The sequence below is a fragment of the Bifidobacterium minimum genome (genome assembly GCF_000741645.1).
Taxonomy (GTDB): Bacteria; Actinomycetota; Actinomycetes; order Actinomycetales; family Bifidobacteriaceae; genus Bifidobacterium; species Bifidobacterium minimum.
On record NZ_JGZD01000002.1, the window covers coordinates 1 to 14,650 of the forward strand.

At 56.5% G+C, this 14,650-nt stretch carries 16 protein-coding genes and 1 pseudogene; 9 read left to right on the plus strand and 8 right to left on the minus strand.

Translation table 11 applies throughout. The features are described from left to right. On the plus strand, nt 1-893 hold an 893-nt coding region (locus BMIN_RS00490; RefSeq protein ID WP_034886205.1), incomplete at its 5' end, for an IS3 family transposase. Between the two features lie 81 nt (nt 894-974). On the opposite strand, the gene BMIN_RS08805 is transcribed toward BMIN_RS00490, so the two are convergent. The 5 genes from BMIN_RS08805 to BMIN_RS08810 all read right to left on the minus strand — a co-directional run bounded on the left by BMIN_RS08805 (nt 975) and on the right by BMIN_RS08810 (nt 5,783). Then, nucleotides 975-1,841 (minus strand): GNAT family N-acetyltransferase, encoded by an 867-nt coding sequence (locus BMIN_RS08805; protein WP_022861919.1) that lies wholly within the window; start codon nt 1,839-1,841, stop codon nt 975-977. Between the two features lie 104 nt (nt 1,842-1,945). Then, a complete protein-coding gene (locus BMIN_RS00500) occupies nt 1,946-3,184 on the minus strand; it encodes an MFS transporter (protein WP_051126509.1) in 1,239 nt (412 codons plus the stop codon). A 404-nt stretch (nt 3,185-3,588) separates the two neighbouring features. Next, the gene (locus BMIN_RS00505; protein ID WP_022861921.1) at nt 3,589-4,674 is read right to left on the minus strand and encodes an InlB B-repeat-containing protein; all 1,086 of its coding nucleotides are present in this window, start codon (nt 4,672-4,674) and stop codon (nt 3,589-3,591) included. A gap of 95 nt (nt 4,675-4,769) precedes the next feature. Next, nucleotides 4,770-5,372, minus strand: coding sequence for a hypothetical protein (locus BMIN_RS00510; protein ID WP_034886207.1), 603 nt, complete (start codon nt 5,370-5,372; stop codon nt 4,770-4,772). Between the two features lie 228 nt (nt 5,373-5,600). After that, the gene (locus BMIN_RS08810) at nt 5,601-5,783 is read right to left on the minus strand and encodes a hypothetical protein (protein ID WP_022861923.1); all 183 of its coding nucleotides are present in this window, start codon (nt 5,781-5,783) and stop codon (nt 5,601-5,603) included. Between the two features lie 494 nt (nt 5,784-6,277). Here BMIN_RS08810 and BMIN_RS08205 point away from each other — a divergent pair. Further along, nucleotides 6,278-7,511 (plus strand): annotated as a pseudogene (locus BMIN_RS08205) (ISL3 family transposase). A gap of 449 nt (nt 7,512-7,960) precedes the next feature. On the opposite strand, the gene BMIN_RS00535 reads toward BMIN_RS08205, so the two are convergent. Next, nucleotides 7,961-8,692, minus strand: coding sequence for a phosphatase PAP2 family protein (locus BMIN_RS00535; RefSeq protein WP_152595254.1), 732 nt, complete (start codon nt 8,690-8,692; stop codon nt 7,961-7,963). 114 nt (nt 8,693-8,806) lie between these two features. Between BMIN_RS00535 and BMIN_RS00540 the strand changes: the two genes are divergently transcribed. From BMIN_RS00540 to BMIN_RS00560, 6 genes are read left to right on the plus strand one after another with little or no spacing between them, the layout of a single operon-like run. After that, on the plus strand, nt 8,807-9,457 hold the full coding sequence (locus BMIN_RS00540) for a DedA family protein (protein ID WP_022861904.1): 651 nt from the start codon (nt 8,807-8,809) through the stop codon (nt 9,455-9,457). A gap of 26 nt (nt 9,458-9,483) precedes the next feature. Further along, nucleotides 9,484-9,981 (plus strand): response regulator transcription factor, encoded by a 498-nt coding sequence (locus tag BMIN_RS00545; protein ID WP_051913476.1) that lies wholly within the window; start codon nt 9,484-9,486, stop codon nt 9,979-9,981. Continuing rightward, nucleotides 9,933-10,214 carry a winged helix-turn-helix domain-containing protein gene (locus BMIN_RS08675; protein ID WP_274518309.1) on the plus strand — a complete coding sequence of 94 codons (282 nt, stop codon included), beginning with the start codon at nt 9,933-9,935 and terminating at the stop codon, nt 10,212-10,214. The genes BMIN_RS00545 and BMIN_RS08675 overlap by 49 nt, the downstream gene beginning before the upstream one ends. Further along, the gene (locus tag BMIN_RS00550; protein ID WP_022861906.1) at nt 10,211-11,245 is read left to right on the plus strand and encodes a sensor histidine kinase; all 1,035 of its coding nucleotides are present in this window, start codon (nt 10,211-10,213) and stop codon (nt 11,243-11,245) included. The genes BMIN_RS08675 and BMIN_RS00550 overlap by 4 nt, the downstream gene beginning before the upstream one ends. Then, nucleotides 11,242-11,946, plus strand: a complete 705-nt coding sequence (locus BMIN_RS00555; RefSeq protein ID WP_022861907.1) for an ABC transporter ATP-binding protein — start codon at nt 11,242-11,244, stop codon at nt 11,944-11,946. The genes BMIN_RS00550 and BMIN_RS00555 overlap by 4 nt, the downstream gene beginning before the upstream one ends. Next, a complete protein-coding gene (locus BMIN_RS00560) occupies nt 11,943-12,749 on the plus strand; it encodes an ABC transporter permease (RefSeq protein WP_022861908.1) in 807 nt (268 codons plus the stop codon). The genes BMIN_RS00555 and BMIN_RS00560 overlap by 4 nt, the downstream gene beginning before the upstream one ends. 531 nt (nt 12,750-13,280) lie before the next feature. On the opposite strand, the gene BMIN_RS00565 is transcribed toward BMIN_RS00560, so the two are convergent. Beyond that, a complete protein-coding gene (locus BMIN_RS00565) occupies nt 13,281-13,577 on the minus strand; it encodes a transposase (RefSeq protein WP_274518310.1) in 297 nt (98 codons plus the stop codon). A 60-nt stretch (nt 13,578-13,637) separates the two neighbouring features. Beyond that, nucleotides 13,638-13,877, minus strand: a complete 240-nt coding sequence (locus tag BMIN_RS00570) for a hypothetical protein (protein WP_156097288.1) — start codon at nt 13,875-13,877, stop codon at nt 13,638-13,640. A 223-nt stretch (nt 13,878-14,100) separates the two neighbouring features. Between BMIN_RS00570 and BMIN_RS00575 the strand changes: the two genes are divergently transcribed. Further along, on the plus strand, nt 14,101-14,650 hold a 550-nt coding region (locus tag BMIN_RS00575; RefSeq protein ID WP_034886212.1), incomplete at its 3' end, for an integrase.

Here is a 14,650-nt window from a genome sequence, read left to right on the forward strand (position 1 = left end):
AAAAAGACCCAGGCGCCAGCCTGAGGCGCCTGTCGAACCGGGAGAAGACCAGGCTCATTCGACCGGCTCGCCCGATGTTTTCACTGAACTGTTTGACTCGCAGGCTGATGATCCCCTTGAGTAGCTACCATTATCATCATGCCCGTGCCGGGCATGACAAGTACTCGGATATCCGAGTGCGTATGAGGGCACTGTTCAAGGAGTCGTCCTCACGCTACGGCTACCGTCGGCTCCACCACGCTTTGGATCTGCGTGTATCCGAGAAGATCGTGCGCCGGATCATGAGAGAGGAAGGGCTGGTGGCTCGTATCCCCCACCGCAGGCGTTACAGCTCCTACCGGGGTGAGACCACGCCAGCCCCCGACAACCTGATCAACCGGGATTTCAGTGCCTGCAGGCCGAACATGAAGTGGCTGACCGACATTACCGAGATCAAGGCGTGTGACGGCAAAGTGTATGTATCGCCCATGATCGACTGTTACGACGGCAAGATCGTCGCCTACACGACAGGCCTGCATCCGAACGCCCGATTGGCCAACACCATGCTCAGAAAGGCGATCGGAACCCTGCCCGATGATACCAGGGTGATCGTGCACTCAGATCGTGGCTGCCACTACCGGTGGCCCGAATGGATCCGGATCTGCCAGGAGCACGGTATCATCCGCTCCATGAGCAGGAAGGGCTGCTCCCCGGACAACTCAGCGGCCGAGGGATTCTTCGGCCGCATGAAGACCGAAGCCGTCTACCCCGAGCACTGGGAACAATTGACCTGCCGTCAAGTCATGGAACACGTCGACACGTACATGCACTGGTACAACCATGAGCGTATCAAACAATCCCTGGGATGGAAAAGTCCCGTACACTATAGAATGCAACAAGGGCTAGCGGCCTAAACCATCTCCAAGAAAACGTCCGCAGCCCCTTATCATCGAGTTCGGCCATAAAGTCAGCCCGCAACGAGCATTCGCCAGCATTCACGTGTCGTGGCGAATGGCCGCCACCAACGGCCTGTTGCGATAGATGATGTCTGGTCGTGTTGCAAATCCCTTGCTCTCCCAGAAAGCATTGGCCGTGTGGTTCCGAGCAAATACCACCAGTGCGACTTTGCTGATGCCGAGATGATTCAGCGCCGCAAGGGCAGCATCCACCAGCTGAGAACCAATGCCTTGCCTGCGGTCGCGTTCCTGTACGACGAGATGGTAGATGAACCCTCGGCGTCCATCGTTCCCAGCAAGGATTGCTCCCGCCGGTTTTCCGTTTTCGTTCACTGCGGCAAAGCATGTAGTGGGATTGCGTTTCAGCAGTCGAGTAATCCCCTCGCGTGAGTCATCCACGTCGTTGAGTCCCATTTCGCTGCAGCTGAGCCACAGCGTGTGCAATGCTTCGTAATCATCGGGTGTAATGGTTCTGAATATGAGGGTGTCAAGGCGTTCGACGACCTTGAATCGCTCAAGGACCACAGGTGTGTCATCGGTGAGATTGAATCCGTCCGGCAACTCCTCACGCATTTCAGGAGACGACCAAAAGCGTTCGTGAGCCGCTCGCCAGTCTGCGGCACCCCGGTAGTCCTCTCCCTCTGCCAGGGCGTGGTTGCCGTCAACATCGACCAACCGACGTGTTTCGACTGCGGTCTCGACGAGGATTGCCACGCGACGATCGGCCGAATCGACCAGAACGGAGCGCTCGCCAGGTTGCGGCAAAAGAGCATGGGCTTGTTCGAACTCGACGAGCAGACTCGCCGTCGAAGTCTTGTGTCCGGCCAGGATTGAAGCGACAAGCTCATCGCGTATCCGGCCAGGGAAGCCGAACCGCGCTCTCGGCAGTGCATCAATATCAGGCAAGGACACTCCTTCGCGTGCTAGTAGGCAAGGACAATGATATCTTCGGCAGCTGAATTTGAACTATGTGGCAGAGGTGCGACGACGAATAGTCGGCGTCAAGCTGGTTATGGTTTGACAGTTGGGTCCTTCTGCAGGGTGAGGAAGACGAGGGCGCCAGTCAGCAGGATGGCAATGCTGAGGACGCCTATCGAGGGGTTGCCCGTGGCGCTGGTGATGGTGGCGACGAGTAGCGTGCCGAGAATGCTGGCCGTCTTGCCGAACACGTCGTAGAAGCCGTAGTATTCGTTCGCCCGGTTCTTGGGAATGAGCTTGCCGTAGTACGAGCGCGACAGTGCCTGGATTCCTCCCTGAAAGACGCCGACGGAGATGGCGAGGATCCAGAATTCGGTGGCGGATCGAAGGAAGAACGCGGCGAAGAGCACGATGCACATGTAGGCTACCACTCCTGCGACGATCATGGTCTTCGCGCTGAAGATCCTCGCCAGGCGACCGTAGGCGAGCGAGCAGGGGAAGGCCACGAACTGGGTGACGAGCAGCGCGATGACGAGCTGCGTGGAGTCTATGCCGAGCTGCGTTCCATAGGACGTGCTCATGGAGATGACCGTATTGACCGCGTCGATATAAAGGAAGAACGCGATCATGAACATCCACAACGGCTTGTTGCGCATGATGTTCCGGAAGGTGGTTCCGATCTCATGCAGCGTCCCATGGATCGCCTCACCCATATGGTCGGCGGTGGTCCGGTAGTGCCTCTGGCGGTAGCTTGTCAGCAGAGGAATCGTGAAGATCAGCCACCAGACCGCGACGATGAGGAAGGATGCTCGCGTGCAGGCGGCCGTGCTCCAGCCGAGCGTATGGGGACCGCCGAATATCAGCGCGAGGCACAGCATGAACGGAATGGTGGAGCCTATGTACCCCCAGCCGAAGCCATGCGAGGACACCTTGTCCATGCGGTCGTTGGTGGTGGTGTCGATCAGCATCGAGTCATAGAAGGTCAGGGAGCCGTTGAGCCCGATCGTGGCGATCACATAGACGATAAGGAACGGCAGCCAGGTCAGCGGCAGGGCGAGGGCGCATGTCGTGATGACGCCCGTGCCGAAGAAGCCGATGAAGAACCTGATCTTCATTCCCTGGACGTCGGCGATGGATCCCAGGATCGGCATCAGCAGGGCGATGATCAGTGACGCTATGGTCTGCGCGTATCCCCAGGTGGATACGATGTCGGTTCGTCCCGCGGCCTTCAGCAACGAGTTGGCGTATATCGGTACGACGGCCGTCGACATCAGCACGAATGCGGAATTGCCGACATCGTAGATCACCCATTTCTTCTCGGCTGACGTCATTCGTGCGGTCTGATTCTTCCCGCTGGTGGTGGCGCCGTTGTTCGAGGATTGGGGAGGACGGCGTGATGCCGCCTCCGGCTCTGGCTCTGATGGTGTCATGGAGGGCTCCTTGCTGCCGCTTCCATGCTACGGGGGATGGTTCGGCAGGTTCGGCGGCGCGGAATGAACAGTGCGTGAACTGACGTCGATGAATGAGGCATGACGCGAGGATCGTCAGTCAGTATCGCTCCCTACGTCACTGACTAGAGAACGCCGCTTCTTACCGGTGAACGCCATCGGAGGATGCCGTGCGGCATGACAAGAGGGTCCTTGGAAACGATTGTTTCCAAGGACCCTCGTCCTTTCAGCGGAACCTGCGATCAGCGGGCACCCCCTACGGATGGCCTGCCGCGGCCATGGGTCCACTAAAGGCGGATGCGCCTCCGTCTGATGAATGACGTGACGGCCATTCCGGATACCGCGAATGCGATTATCGCCGGAATGAAGCCGGTGACGGAAGAGCCCGTGTGCGCCAGGGCGGCGTCCGCGGCCGCACCGGTGTTCGTGGACGCGGTGTCCGCAGATGCGGTGTCCGCACCGGCGTCGGCCTTCCATTGCGCGTAGAGAACGGTGTTTTCGGTCACGGGCTTGGTGAAATCATAGGTGTCGCCAGTGCCGTCGGATTTGGTGTTCCATCCGGCGAAGGTGTAGCCGTTCCTCGTGGGATCCGCCGGTTTTGTCGCCTTGTCTCCGGAGGTCACGCGCTCGGACTGGACGGACGATCCGCCTCTCGAATCGAAGGAAACGGTATAGACCTCGGCGGCGGGCGCCTTGACGGTGACTTCCACGGTGTACGAGACGCCGTCGGGAACGTAGGTGTAGGTGATCGGATACTGTCCGGGCTTCGTGTTGTCCACCTTCGACGTGTCGATGGTCACGTCGCTCGATGTCAGCGGAACGGTTTTGCCGTCGTGATCCTTGATGGACTCGATGAGACGGGTCTTCAATGCGTCGACGGAGTCGCCGGTCGTGATGACGGCATCGACGTCGCTCGGAATGATGACGGGACGCAGCGCGACGTAAACGGTTCCGATCTTTCCTGTGTCGACGGCAACGGGATCGCCGTTCGCGTCGACGACCGTGACGCCGCTCGATCCCGCTGACGGTACCGAATAGGTGTATGAATCAACCAGTTTGCCGGTGGTTTTGTCGACTTCCACCGAGTATCCCACGCCGCTGACGCTTTCTCTGATTCTGCTGAGATCCAGCTTGTATCGTCCGCGGGTATAGAGCGTGGGGTCGGTGGTCGCATCGACCCAGTTCGAAAGGCCGAAATTATCGATAGTGAAGTCGGAAAGACTTTGCTGAGCCATGGCCTTCTGCACGCAGTCGGGGACGGTGGTGTATGTTTTCGTCGTCGTGTCGTACGTGGTGCCGAGGTACTGTCCGGTGGCGCTCAGCATGGGGTCTCCGGCCTTGTCCAGGGCCTGACGCTGGAACGAGAATTTCAAGTCTCCGCCACCGCGGGAAGGGGTGTAGAAGAAGTCTGAGATTTCGGCGCCGCCTCCTGCGCGCGTGATGTCGACCGAGTCCTTGTTGGTCAGCGTTAACGGAATGGTGATGCTCTATTTTCACCCGCCTGCATCGTTCCCTTGAATTGCAGGGCCTTCAGGTCGGATATCCCGTATTGTCCGGCGTAGTCTGAATACGTGGTGTATTCGCCGCTCTTTCCCGAATATCCAACGCTTATGGCGGAGGCGTCCGTCCCCTCGTCGAAGGTCAGACCGTCATTCGTCAGTGATGCATTCTTCGCATCGACCTTGATTATGGGGGAACTGGCCGACAGATTGACTTCGTAATACCAGGGCAGCGCGAGGATGGAGTTGACCGTTTTCGCCTCGTCTGAGGTGTTGGTGACGCTGTAGGTCACCGATAGGTTCGAGAAGTTGTCAAGGTTGATGATGGAGGAAGAGGTCGAGCTGGTTTTATGCGTTGTGTATGCCGCGTCGACGTTGCCGTCCGAAACGGTCAACCAGGCCGCATGGGCGATTCCATCGGTATTCTCGAAGGCATCGCTGGAGTCCGCGTTCAGTAGGGTCGAATTGCTGTCCCCTACCGCAGACGCCGGCTGGGCCAGACCCGTCATCAGGCAAAGTGCGGTGGCTGCCGCCAGCACGCCCTTTGCTATGGTGGAGATTGTTCTGCTCATTCTCGAGTGCCTTTCTGCCGCGACATGAATTCATTCGCGCTGCGCCGTGCTATTCTGCGGGGTTGCGAGGAACCGGGAGGTCTTTATCGAGGCGTCTGCTCGTTGGTGATGAAGTTGTTCGCGGGTGTCCTCCACAAGTGGTCTTCCGCATGGGATTGTGGCTCCTGTATTCAAGACATAAGGGGTCGGATCCAGTCCAGAGTGGCGGGATCCCACGTGGCATTGATGTCAGTGCTGAGCCGATAGAGACGGTCGAGCATATTCTTCGAGAGTCGAATTGACGAGGGCCAGCATGACCGCTTCTGAGAATTGGGTTGAGAATTGGGCGAAGATTTGCGAATCAATTGCATTTTTCCCCAGTTCGATGAGAATCCTTCGCAAAGGTTCGAGGGCATCGTCCAACTTGGACATGAGTATCCTGCGTAGACCGGTGCCATCCCCTTTGTGGAGACCATTGCGCCGAGAAAGTGGGGGAAAGGAGGAGATCGAGACGATCGATGTCGAGCTTGTCGAACGTTTTCATAACGGCGTCACGGATTTCGGTGACGTCCTCGCCGAGATCGGACGCATACTCGATGCCCAGTCATCTCGTCCATCCGCTCGTCTCCGGTCGTATGCGTTCAGGCCTTCACCATGATTGCAGCATCCTCTCCGGAGTCGGAACGCGAGCAATCCCCGTAGACGGTGTCGCATATCGACAGAACCCAGGGACCCGTGATGGTATAGCTTGATGCGCAGTATGATTGGCCGGTATGGTTCATCTTTACGGAATAGCTCTGGTGGTTCTTGGTATAGCAATGCTTGCCAAGCCTACTTTGCTCTGGAAAATTGAAAATTTTCGGCTTTTCGCTGTTTGGTGTGGGTGGGCTGGTCGGGTGGAGGTGGCTGGCGGGTAGTTTGGGGGTATGGATACCACGTTGTTGTTCACCGCCGCCTTGCAGTCGCCTGATCCTTGGAGGGTTTCGGGTGTGGAGTTGCGTGACGGGGAGGGCGGCAGACGCGAATTGCACATCACGATCGGATTCGAGCCCGGCTCGTGTTTTTCTTGCCCGCATGCGGGGTGCGGGCGGGAGGCGTGCCCGATGCATGATGTCAGGGACCGGGTGTGGCGGCGCTTGAACTTCTTCCGGTACGAGGCGTTCATCCACGCGGGCGTGCCGCGCGTATCATGCCCCGAGCACGGCGTGCGTGCGGTGCCGGTGCCGTGGGCCCGTCCAGGCGGCGGGTCCACGCTGTTGTTCGGGGCGATGGTCGTGGAGCCGGCGAAAAGCCGGCCGGTCGCGGGCATGGCCGGGCGGGTCGGCGACCATGACACGGGATCGTGGCGGTTCATCGGACATTATGTGGACCAGGCCCGCCTGTACGAGGATCACACGGGCGTGGGGGCGATCGGCATCGACGGGACCAGCCGCAAAGGCCACCGGTGCATCACCGTGCTCGCCGATCCGGCGCAGCGCGACGTGATCCGCGTGGTGCCCGGCAGGGACGCGAACACCGTCGAACGGTTCGCGGTGGATTTCATGGACCACAACGGTGACCCGAACCGGGTGACACCGGTCACCCGCGACATGAGCCCGGGGTTCGCCAAGGGCATCCGCGAACACCCGCCCGACGCCGCCAGGGTGATCGACAGGTTCCATGTGGTCAGGCACGCCAACGGGGCCGTCGACAAGGTCCGCAGGACGCAGGCCGGGCGCGACCCCCTGCTCAGGCGCACGAGATACCCGTGGCTGCGCAACGAGGAGGGCCTGACCGGGCTCCGGCTGGAGACCCAGGCATAACCTGCGGAAACAACGGGTCAGGACCGGACGCGCCCGCCGGATGCGCGGGACCCTCCAGGACATCCACGCCACCGGCACGGGCCGGATGCAGGCCGAGGCCGGGTTCCGGACATGGTGCTCGTGGATGATGCACTCCCGTCCGGAACCCATGAAAACCCTCGCCCGCCGGATCCGTCGTCACTGGCGGGACATCCTCGCGTATGTCGACCACCGGTGCACCAACGCGATCCTCGAGGGATTGAACGGCATCATCCAACACGTCAAAACCCGAGCCCGCGGCTTGCGCGACATGGACTACTTCTCCACGATGATCTACCTGACCCGCGGCAAGCTCGACCTAGCCACCGTCACCATATAACCAGCCCCACCCACACCAAACAGCGAAAGGCCAAGAAATATGAGATAGCCAGTTCAGAGTACGATGGTGAACCATTCCGAAAGATGGGTGGAAAAGAGCAGTGAGAACCACTGACGCACGTAAGAAGCTGGCAGGCAGAAATAGCGCACTTGAGTAAAGTAAGGAGTCGAATCAGCCAAGATTCAGACCCAGATATCCCTGTTCTTAATGTCTGGTAAACAGCAGCCAGCGGATCCAACGGCTACATGTGGATGTGCATCGAACCTCATCATCCAGATTCGATTTAGAAGCGGGGGATGAAACATATCAAGAATGCATGTAGGTTATACGTAGTTAATTTGAATTCCGCTTTGGCTGGATATGATTATCACCGTATAATGTACTACTCTGTTAGTTTCACCTGAGATCTTAAGATAATTTTGTTGGTTGTGTCGTTTTATCCATCGATATTAATGCAGTGGACCTGCCATTATCTCTTGTTGTGTTATGACTCCCATGCTTGCTGCCAGCAGGGCGTTGAGAATCAGAGAAGCCGCTACGTCGCTGGGATAGTGGACGCCCAATATCAGTCTGGAGACTGCAGTCATCACTGGAATGAGCATCAGAATCACCGATACGGCGAGCCTCAGAAAATATCTGTTCCCTCTTGACGATTCGCGGACGTGACGCAACTGCATGATCAGAAACAGCAGCGCCACGCAGCTTATCGAAGCCGCGACATGTCCGCTTGGAAAGCTTGGATCGTTCTCCAGATTCCCGAGGGATGTTCCTGGACGGCTACGATCGACGATAACCTTTACCACGAGCGTCACCATCATTGGAGTGACGGCGATTATGGCACCCCTCAAAGGTTGGACCCAGCCACGCTGGGTCCAAACCAAATAGAGCAGAGAAAGTGAAACTATCAGTGCAGTCCCCGCAATCGAGAAAGCCTGTCCAAAGCCTGTTGAGATAGCCAGCAACAAATGTGGAGCTTTTTGGAATTGTTCAAGTATCTTCATCTCGTGATTCGTGATAGACTGACTTCTTTTCAATGCGTCTCCGATAGGAATGATGCAAATGAGAGCCAATGCTGTCACTAAGAGGAGCAGCCGCCTGGTCCAAGGCAGCCGAGACAACGACATGACGAAAGGATTATTCATGCGTTCAAGTGTTGCATTGAAATACCAAGAATTCTCCAAGAATCATTTCTGTACGTGTCTGCGCTGTCTGGCATTCAATTCTTAGCGTTTGCTTAGCGCCATACTGGGATTATGTCGGTGACAGTATAAAAGGTACTCAAGAAGAACTTGAATATGCTATCTTTTCTTAGCCCGGCATTCGTTATTGCAGCAGCAGGGCCTTGGGCACTTGCAGCCTGCGCATTCATCATCTTCGCAGAATCCGGTCTGCTGATAGGATTTTTTCTTCCCGGAGATTCCCTAGTTTTCCTGCTTGGCATGGTTTCCGCGTCAATGACGCTGGCTGACTCACCCGTATCAGGAATGCCATTGTGGATCATCTGTCTCATAGTATCGGTGGCTGCCTTCATCGGAGACCAAGCCGGGTATGAGACCGGGAAGCACAGCGGAAACATTCGCCGGATTAAATCCTGGGTGCAGGGGAAAAATAGAAATCGCATCAAGCGAGCACAGCGCTTCTTCGATGATTACGGCAGCCGGGCGATCATCCTGGCGAGATTCGTGCCCATATTGAGAACCTTTGTTCCCTTCGTCATAGGCATGACGCATTTCAATCATCGCCGTTTCATCATCGCGAACCTTGTCGGGGCAGTTATCTGGGGCGTTGCACTTCCAAGCATGGGGTATACTCTTGGTCGTATCCCGCTGATATCGAATCATATCGAAATAGTGTGCTTGTGCATCGTGCTCATTTCGATTCTTCCATTGGCATTCAAGGCTTTTACGTCTTGGCTGTCAAGAAGTGAAGAAATCGAAACGAAGTAATACCGGCATCGGTGGAGGGCTGAAATATGAATGAACTTGATGATAGTCACAGCCGGTACGCATTGTCAGACCCAATCAAGCTGCTCCAACCCAGCCTTCTGCTCATTGAGGATGATCCGCAGATGGGAGGGATTCTCATGGAACTCCTTGAGGACGATTACCGTGCGCATTGGGTTACAACGGGAAAGGCAGCCATCCACGAGTTTGGCATGAATCCCTATGATGCAGTGGTTGTCGATCGACGACTGCCTGATATGGATGGGTTGGATTTTGTGCGTTCGGCACGGAGGGAAGGCATCACCGTTCCCATGCTGATGCTCACCGCTCTTTCAAGTACGGAAGAGATCGTCTCAGGATTGGATGCAGGTGCCAATGATTATCTTTCCAAACCATTCCGTTTCGAGGAACTCAACGCACGCATACGATCATTGCTGCGCGGATATCAGGCACAGCAGCAGAGTCACGCGATTGGCGATTGGACATTCAAGGAGCACCGAGGCTCATCGAGTCGCCGTCGGGAATAAACATCCAGTTATCTCCTGCGGAAGCTTCATTGCTGAAGGCGCTGTGCATCAATCCTGACCGGGTCTTCACAAGAAAAGAATTGCTCATGGCTGCTTTCAGCCGTGATGCTGGGGAGGGAACCATTGATACCTATGTTTTCTATATCAGACAGAAGACAGTCAAAGGATTGATCATGACAGTTCGAGGAAAGGGATATTGCCTCGGCAACCCCATGGAAAGCGACCCCATATGAGACCTAATAACGAATCAGATGCACAGGTCGAGCGCAAGACATCCGGGATGAAAGCCATACGATCAATCAGCATACGGATGATGCTGGCAATGAGTGCAATTGCGATTCTCGGAGCACTTCTGCTGGTCATTGGCGTCATTCTAGGTTCGCGACATGAACTCAGCGAACGCGGCTTCAGCCCCAACGAGGTAACCTCGGGAGCTCTCTTCCACGGCAGCTTGATCATAGACTCCGAAAAGGCAATAATCTTCATCATTCTCTTTGTCGCTGGAATCATCATCACCACAGGGATGGTTGCATGGTTTCTATCCCGCGAAGAGATCAGGCCGTTGGATCAGGCCATACGGCTGCAACGTAACTTCGTAGCAGACGCGAGTCACGAATTGAAAACGCCACTTGCAATAATCAACGCTCGTAGCGAACTCATCGAGCGTCGCCTGCGACTCGGAAAACCCATCGATCCTCTGCTGAAGGAATTGACAAATGACGTGTCACGAATGGACATCATCATCAACGACCTCTTGCTGGCGGCACGCGGCGCTACCAGCCCGCACGCAGTGAATCTATCCCAGGCAATCACACACGCCCTTGAGTCAATCGATGTGCTTGCTGAGCAGCGTGAGGTTGCGATCCATTTCGCATCACCCTCAGCCACCGTTCTCGTCTTGTGCGAAGAAACGGGAATCGAACGTTGTCTTGTCGCCGTGCTTGACAATGCAATCGTCCATTCACCGCATCACACGAACATAGAAGTGACACTGCATGCTGCACAAGACAAAGCAGTCGTGACGGTTCGGGACCAAGGAACGGGAATGGAAGGAAATCCCGAACAGTGGTTCGCGCGCTTTGCACGTTCCGATGTGGAATCCGAACACCAAGGGTATGGTCTGGGACTGGCCCTGACGCGCGATATCTTGTCCCGCTACCAAGGAACCATTCGTGTTCTTTCAACATCATCATCCGGAACGACGATGGAGATTACGCTGCGATTGACAGTCGATCCGACCGAATCGAAAGGAAACAACAAGTGAGCTACTTCTCGGCGCATGCCCTGTCGTGCGTGTTTAAACAGGATTCATCACAACAGAACGGGAAAGCCCTGTTCTCCAACCTGTCTCTTCATCTTGAGCGAGGCGAGATCGTCGATCTCACGGGACCCTCTGGTTCGGGCAAATCACATGTGCTCATGGCATTGGCACTGCTTGACCCACATGCTTCAGCGAAGCTGACACTCGAGGGGAGAGACAGCAGCAGCTTCACACCCGAAAGCTGGAGGCGCAATGTCGTATATCTCCCCCAAAGGCCTGTGCTGACTTCTGATACCGTTCTTGATGCGGTGCTGCTTCCCTTCGGCTTTTCAATCAACAGGAACGCTAAAGGCTTGAGACCGCAAACGGCAAAGCCTGTTGCCAAGCAGATCAGAAATGGGTTGGACGAACTGGGGTTGGATGATGTGGAGCTTGTCCGCAACCCCGCAATGCTATCCGTTGGGCAGCAGGCACGGGTGTGTCTGCTGCGCAGCCTGATGCTCCAGCCGAAAGTCCTGCTCAGTGATGAGGTGGATGCGGGGTTAGATCCAGATAGTTCCGACAAGGTCGGCGCCATGCTGCAAAACGCGGCAACTCACACGGGAATGGCGGTGTTGCGAGTCCGGCACAGAAATTCAGATGGACGGGCCTCCAGGATTCTTAGCCTCGCACATGGCAGGCTGTCACGACAGGAGATGGAATGATTATCGCTTCGCATACTGCAGGCGCCGTGTATGACATCAACATATTCGGACTCTCCGTGACTTTTCTGCTGGTTGCCCTGGCTGCCATCCTGACCGTCGTCATGAGACTGGGAATCGCAAAATCCATGATCTGGTCGACCCTGCGCTCACTACTGCAGCTACTGGCCATGGGCTACATCATCAAATACGTCATCGAAGCCAACAACCCGTGGATTGTCCTGGCACTGATGGTTTTCATGGTCATCGCTGCCGTGCAGATCACGCTCACCCGTGCAGATGGAATTCCGCGAGGCCTGGTGATGCCAGTGCTACTGACCTTGATGGTGAGTGTGCTCATCGTCGACAGCGTCGTCAGCGAACTCATCATCGCGCCATCGCCATGGTACGCCCCGCAGATTCTGATTCCTGTGACCGGCATGATGCTTGGCAATCTCGTCGCTGCAATCGCCGTTGCTATGAGCCGATTCTTCTCCGATATGAAAGCCCGGGAATATGAGGTTGAGGTCTACCTCAGCATGGGTGCGACCCCCTTCGAGGCAGCGAAACCATCAATCATCGCCTCGGCGAAACTGGGCCTCATCCCTACGATCGCACAGCTTGCTTCAAGCGGCATCGTACTCATACCGGGAATGATGGCGGGCCAGATCATAGCAGGAGGAGATCCACTCGAAGCGGCAAAATACCAGTTCGTCGTCCTTGCCGCACTCAGCTCGATCACCATAATCGGAGACACCCTGATCATGATACTGATATACAGACGCTGCTTCACCGAACTTGACCAGTTCGAGCTACGCACGGTCTAAACAGTCGATCCTGCTCCCAAACCAACATTATGCCGGAACAATGTCAACGGCCAAGTTGCAAGCCGCGTCGAGGACTTTGATCAATTCTCCAAGAGTCCCTAAAGCAATAAATACTCATCAATCTTTGACTGAGCGCCCCTCCGCTCCAATAATGGAACATGCTGAGCTCAATGCATCTAAGATCAGGGTTGAACATCTCGATCAGGATGAAATTGACAAATCAGTCAACAACCATATGACCATTAAAAATTGGCTAAAACCATTCTTAAACAATATTGATATGCTAAGGAGATTGCCCATAAAGTATCACCGAACATTCGCCGTGATTAATAATGGTCAAGCATTGTTTATGAATGATACCGTTTCGAAACATTTATAACGCAACTTCGATGCCGAGAACAATACCGCTCGTGCACTACATAAGTTTCGACTATCGTACATTATGGACGTTCTCTTAATCTGATAGCAATAGACGCCGCTAATTAGTTATTGAAAGTACGGCCTTTCGCTGTTTGGTGTGGGTGGGGCTGGTTATATGGTGACGGTGGCTAGGTCGAGCTTGCCGCGGGTCAGGTGGATCATCGTGGAGAAGTGGTCCATGTCGCGCAAGCCGCGGGCTCGGGTTTTGACGTGTTGGATGATGCCGTTCAATCCCTCGAGGATCGCGTTGGTGCACCGGTGGTCGACATACGCGAGGATGTCCCGCCAGTGACGACGGATCCGGCGGGCGAGGGTTTTCATGGGTTCCGCACGGGAGTGCATCACCCACGAGCACCATGTCTCGAACCCGGCCTCGGCCTGCATCCGGCCCGTGCCGGTGGCGTGGATGTCCCGGAGGTCCCGCGCATCCGGCGGGCGCGTCCGGTCCTGACCCGTTGTTTCCGCAGGTTATGCCTGGGTCTCCAGCCGGAGCCCGGTCAGGCCCTCCTCGTTGCGCTCCGCCGGATCGGCGAGCGCGGTGATGTACCGGTGGCCTTCGCGGCTGGTCCCGTCGATGCCGATCGCCCCCACGCCCGTGTGATCCTCGTACAGGCGGGCCTGGTCCACATCATGTCCGATGAACCGCCACAATCCCGTGTCATGGTCGCCGACCCGCCCGGCCATGCCCGCGACCGGCCGGCTTTTCACCGGCTCCACGACCATCGCCTCGAACAACGGCGTGGACCCGCCGCCTGGACGGGCCCACGGCACCGGTGTGTGTGTTCACTTGTTTGTGGGCCGGTTGTGCGTGTGGGTTTCGTCCGTGTGAGCGGCAGGATTTAGTCCATTTGAGCGTGTGTGTGAACACCGGCCCGTCCTGCCTGTTGTAGTTTCCCGAGTTGAAGGTATTGGTTCTCGGGAAAGGAAAGGAATGACGGTACCGGTGTCCAAACAACAACGTATCAGAGTGCTTGACGCCCGTGGCATGTCGTGGCGGCGGATAGCCAGGGAGGTGAGCGTGTCGCGGGACACGGTCAGGAAATACGCAGGGAAGCAGGATTGCTCACCCAAGCCGGTTTCGGCTACGGTCAGGGCCTCGAAGCTTGACGCGTTCAGGCCGGTGGTTGACGGGTGGCTGGCTGCGGACCGGTTCATGCCGGGCAAGCAGCGGCATACCGCCAAGCGTGTGTTTGACCGGCTGGTTACCGAGCACGGGTTCGATGGCTCGTATTCGGTGGTGCAACGGTATGTGAAACGGTGGCGCCAAGAGCATCGCCTGGGTTCGGATGGGTTCATGGAGTTGGCGTGGCATCCGGGTGAGGCGCAGGTCGATTTCGGCGTGGCGCAGGCCGTGATAGGCGGGGATCGGGTGGGCGTGCATTGCCTGGTGGTCTCGTTCCCGTTCTCGAACATGCGGTACGTGGTCGCGTTGCCCGGGGAGAACGCGGCATGCGTGTGCTATGGGTTGCGTCTGGTATTCG